The organism is Lishizhenia sp. (assembly GCF_033720595.1).
In the GTDB taxonomy this organism is placed as follows: domain Bacteria; phylum Bacteroidota; class Bacteroidia; order Flavobacteriales_D; family Crocinitomicaceae; genus Lishizhenia.
The window spans coordinates 1-5,263 of the sequence record NZ_JAWWCF010000196.1 but is presented as its reverse complement, the minus strand read 5'-3'; the positions used below and the strand labels follow the sequence as shown (position 1 = coordinate 5,263).

The following is a 5,263-nucleotide window of genomic DNA, read 5'->3' as shown; positions in this document are numbered from 1 at the left end:
GATCTAAAGGCGCATCACTTTTAGTTCCTTGCTTAGATTTTCTATATGCAATAGCCAGACGCAGTTGCATAACACCATACATGAATATTAAAAAAAGAAGCAACAGATAACTCACCAAAATAAGTGTCGCCAAAAGCTCACCCCAGAAATATTCTTTTCCAAAGGCTGTTCCCCATTCAAATAAAAAATTTAAACGCATTCCTATCTTTTCTATTTATTGGTGAATTTATACTTGAAAACAGCTCCTATGATTTTAATCCCCGCCATCACCGTTCCTTTTACGGTACCACTGACTTTAGAAACACCTATACGTTTTCTGTACTTTACCGGGACCTCACAAAAGTTCATCTTATGCTTAGCCGCTTTAATCTGCATCTCTATGGTCCAACCATAAGTTTTATCGGCCATCTTCAATTTTTCCAATGACGTTGATTTGATAGCTCTAAAAGGTCCAAGATCTGTAAAACTTGCTCCATAAAAGAGTTTCATTAAGCGCGTAGCCAGCCAATTTCCAAAAACCTGTTGTGGAGTCATAGACCCTTTTTCACGGTTTCCCAAGGCACGCGAACCTATCACCATATCCATATCTTGATCTAAAATAGGGGTTACAACTTCTTTGATTTGCTGGGGATAATCAGAATAATCTCCGTCTAAAAAAACGACAATATCTGCTGTATTTGCACGGGTTCTTTCTATCCCCAATAAACAAGCATAACCATAACCTTTGCGTTTTTCCGTTAACACTACAGCGCCCGCATTCTGGGCAACTTTTAAGGTATTATCTGTGGAATTGTTATTTACAACAATTACCTCGTCAACCAAATTTCTATCTATATCTCCTATTACTTTCGCAATAGATTTTTCTTCGTTAAACGCAGGAATAACCACGTTAATAATGGGAGTATTCCTCATGCTACACTTGCTTACTTTTCATCCTTAAAAATCTAAGGTAACTTTATTTTACGTTTGGATTCATGCGGGGCATATCATTTCCTAAGAGAATAGGATTATCATTTACTCTACCCTCTTCTGGTCCATTTTCTAATTTCAACACCCCTCTAGGACAAACTGCAGAACAAATTCCACATCCTACACAACTCGCTCTAACGATGTTCTGACCTCTTTGGGCATACCATCTCACATCGATTCCCTGCTCACAATAGGTCGAACAATTTCCACAAGAAATACACTGACCTCCATTGGTTGTAATTCTGAACCTTGATTTAAAACGTTGAATAATTCCCATATACCCAGCCATAGGACAGCCGAATCTACACCAGACTCTATTTCCTAAGAGTGGATAAAATCCTACACCTATAATTCCGGAAAAAATAGCACCAATAAAAAAACCATACCACTGCTTAATTTTATAGGAAGCAATACCAAAAGCTTGATGGTTCCCTAAAGAATAATTCACCAACATCAGTACTCCTAAAAAAGTAAAAATTGCAGCTCCAACCAATAAGTACTTTCTTGATTTCCCTTTGTTTTTAAAGTACAGGAATAAAAAGGCGATTAACCCCAAGGCTACCCATCCGAATAAGATGAACATTCCCGCGCCTCTACTCGGCACAATAAATTGCAGCGCAAATTCCTGGTTAAGAAAATAGGTATACATCACCGCCAGGGTCATGATAAACACAAAAACCATTACACTGTGTATTACCCACCTTTCAATTTTCCAAGCGGTCACAGATTTATCCGACAAATGTCTAAAGCTATCTCCTGCAGTTTCTGCTAATCCACCACAACCACAAAACCATGAACAATACCAACGTTTTCCGACGTAATAAGTAATTACTGGAGTAATGATTAAAAAGCCAATGATACCCCAAACCAAATAAGCCATTCCTATGGGTTGGTTCACATCTGCCACCATAGGGTCTATACGATCTGGCGTAATGAAAGAATAATTTAAAGGGTAATAATTTACAGGATTCAAGTTGTAATAACCGCCATCGTTAGCTCCTAAAGCTTCTAATATAAAAGGGAGGAAATAGGCAAAAACCAATTGAGAAAACATCACCACTATCGTTCGTATTATCTGATATTTGTTATGCCTGTATTTCACCAAGAATTTTACTCCTAAAAACACTATGGCTAGGGTATAAAAGGTCCCATACACAAACCATTGATCGGCATCTTTGTTCCTGAACAAATGACTCAAACCATCAAAGAGTGCAACCAATCCTAAATTTGTACCATTGGCTCCCATGCCTAATCCGAGATGTCCAGGAAACCAATATAAACACACATAAAACAGTGTAAGTAAAACTCCCGAAACCCAAGCCAAACTTCCTCTATTGGTCAAGGGATTAAAGTATACACCATTATTTTTTATTCCGGCCGGAGCTCCCTTATAAGCCCCCCAAGTATAGAAACCAGTTCCCAATACAAAAGAAGCAATCATCAAGGGAAAGAAAAACCAAGAGGGTTCGATTTGCGAATTCCAGTTTCCCCAGTACAATACCACAATAAAAAGTCCAAGTCCAGTAATCCCCAAACCAATTTTCTGCCAAGTATTTAAATATTGACCTGCATCACCTGTTAATGAATAGTTCGTTTCCATCTTCTTAAGCTTGAATTAATTTCTGCCACCATTTCTTAGATTTCAGGGCAATATTCATTTTCTTTTCCTCATTAAAGGCTGTAAGAATTTCCGCACCATAACGTGTGAAAAATTCAGGATCAAATACAGCACTTTCAATGTTAGACAGCACCTCCGTTATCTCCGTTTGCTGCGTTAACCAATGGTCAAACACTTCATGTCGCAAGCGCAACCCGAAAGTATTCACTCCTTTCAAGGCTTTGCTTTTTTTATCGTAAACAAAGTGAACCAACACTTTTCCTTTTTTATCTTCAAAGACAAACTCCTCCTCATCTGCTTGAAGTTCTGAGCGCACCCAACCGTAAGTCTGGTACTCCAAATCAAAAAACTTCGCAGAGTTAAACCAGTTACCCGGACTGTATTTCGTAGGAGTCCCACAAATCGTTTGTGCCAGAGTTTCTCCCATTATCCTTCCCGTATACCAAACTTGTTCAATGGCTTTTCTTCCCGGCATAGGATTTTTTTGTTGGGTACAATCGCCAATGGCGTAAATATTTTCTTGATTTGTTTTTAGATATTCATCTACCAAAACTCCTTTTTCCACAGCTATATCACTTCCTTGCAGAACCGCTAAGTTGGGATGAACACCTATGGTTAAACCTACAAAATCGCATGGAATTTCTTCTTCTCCATGTAAGGTTTTTACGGCCCTTACCTCTCCAGCATCATTCCCTAAAATTTCATCCAGCTCTTCCGATAAATGAAGTTTTAAATTATGATGTTTGCGCAAGTGATTAGAAACAAATGCAGCATCTTGTTCAGGTAAAACGCTCCTCCAAAATTGATCATCGCGAACGATAAAGTCTACGCTGATATTTCTAGATAAAAGCATCTCTACCATTTCAACACCTATCAATCCTCCTCCCACAACAACGGCGTGTTTTATACCCTGTGTATTGGCTTTCATGCTCTCTAAATCTTGCTTGCTATACAAACCCTGTACACCAATTAAATCTACACCTTGCCAATCTAACTTATTCGGACAAGACCCTGTTGCGATGATCAGCTTATCATATTTCAAACGTTCGCCTTTTTCCAAAGAAAGCTCCTGCCCTTCCACATCTATGCACTTCACATAATCGTGTAACAAAGCAATGTCATTCTTTTCCCAAAAAGATTTCGGGTAAGGCTCTGTATCTTTAAATCTCATATGTCCCATGTACACATACATCAAAGCTGTGCGCGAGAAAAAATTATCGTGCTCTGCAGAAATCATGGTTATGCGCTTGTCAGAAAGCTTGCGAATATGTCGCGCCAATGTACTTCCTGCAATACCATTTCCAATAATTACGATGTGTTCCATAGTGCTCATTTATACAAAAGACGTTTAATACTCAAGACGCTTACAAAATACTTAAATAAATTTAGTTGTTTAGCCGGCTGTTCTCTCGATTTTTCATCGAGAGTCGGGTCATCCACTGTACGCCTTTCAAATCGTTTAAGTAGTCAGACCCTTTCAGCAAAGCTTCTTTGGTCGCTTTGCACAAAGGCTTCCACTAAAACTCCCTATCAAGTTGTGCCGTTCCTCCCCCTAACAGATTATTCCTCTCCTTTCATTCAATAAACCTTTCACTTCCTTCAAAATGACATCTAAAACGCTAGAGATTTTGTAATTTCAAGGCTAGAAATCATTGCATCCATGAAAAAACTAATCGCTTTTATTGTTGTACTTACGCTTGTCAACTCACTTCAAGCTCAACTGGGTTTTAAATACAACCCTTTTGCTCAAGTAAAAATAAACGGCGATACACTTTCCAATCCATGGGCGGGTGGCTTAAATTACGCACAGTTTTCTCATTTAGATTTTAACAGAGATGGTTTTGATGATTTGTTGGTATTCGATAGGTCTTCCAATCAGATTCAACTTTTCCTCAAAAGCTTTCAAAATGGGAATCCTCACTACAGGTACCAGTACAAAGCAGAAATTCAGTTACCTCCAGACATCCGCTACCGCTTAGCTACTTTCGATTACGATAATGATGGCGACCTCGATCTTTTTACCTACGGTATTGGAGGTGTACGTGTTTATAAAAATACGAGTTCAGGGAATCAATTGAGTTTTGATTTGTTTAAAAGTGAGCTAAAATCAATCTACAACGGAGGGCCAGCTACGCTTTTTGTCAGTTCATCAGATATCCCTGCGTTAGTCGATGTGGACCACGACGGAGATATGGACATACTTACATTTAGTAACAGCGGAGGAACCGTGGAGTACCATAAAAACTTATCTATCGAAAATTATGGAAACGTTGATTCGCTAGAATTTGAAATCTATAACGAATGCTGGGGTCAATTTGAGGAAGGGAATACAGACAACAGTATTACTTTAAATTCTACCAACCCACCCTGCGATGGCACAACTTGGGTCACCAACCCTCAACGTGGCAACAGACATTCAGGTTCTACTGTTTTGGCTATAGACATTGATAATTCTGGCGTTTACGATTTAGTACTCGGTGATGTTTCTCACGAAAATTTAGTTTTGGTTACCAATGGTGGTACAGCTGTCAATCAAAACTCAGCCATGACCAGTTTCGATTTAAACTTCCCAAGCAATACCACACCCGCGAATTTACAGATCTTCCCTGCTGCTTATTATTTAGATGTAAACCACGATGGAATAAAAGATTTAGTGGTAGGTGCCAATGCAAAGGG

General features: G+C 38.9%; 5 protein-coding genes. 1 reads left to right on the top strand and 4 read right to left on the bottom strand.

Annotation, left to right across the window (positions count from 1 at the left end; all coding sequences use genetic code 11):
• From R3333_RS12235 to R3333_RS12220, 4 genes are all read right to left on the bottom strand, one after another.
• Positions 1-199 (bottom strand): hypothetical protein (locus R3333_RS12235; protein ID WP_318959064.1); only part of this gene is annotated, 199 nt, incomplete at its 3' end.
• Positions 200-210: 11 nt separating this feature from the next.
• Complete coding sequence (locus tag R3333_RS12230; RefSeq protein ID WP_318959063.1) at positions 211-912, bottom strand: glycosyltransferase family 2 protein; 702 nt, start codon at positions 910-912, stop codon at positions 211-213.
• A 43-nt stretch (positions 913-955) separates the two neighbouring features.
• Positions 956-2,569 carry a 4Fe-4S binding protein gene (locus tag R3333_RS12225; RefSeq protein WP_318959062.1) on the bottom strand — a complete coding sequence of 538 codons (1,614 nt, stop codon included), beginning with the start codon at positions 2,567-2,569 and terminating at the stop codon, positions 956-958.
• A gap of 4 nt (positions 2,570-2,573) precedes the next feature.
• Complete coding sequence (locus R3333_RS12220; RefSeq protein WP_318959061.1) at positions 2,574-3,911, bottom strand: NAD(P)/FAD-dependent oxidoreductase; 1,338 nt, start codon at positions 3,909-3,911, stop codon at positions 2,574-2,576.
• Between the two features lie 336 nt (positions 3,912-4,247).
• Here R3333_RS12220 and R3333_RS12215 point away from each other — a divergent pair.
• Positions 4,248-5,263: VCBS repeat-containing protein (locus R3333_RS12215; RefSeq protein ID WP_318959060.1), on the top strand; the 1,016-nt coding region annotated here is incomplete at its 3' end.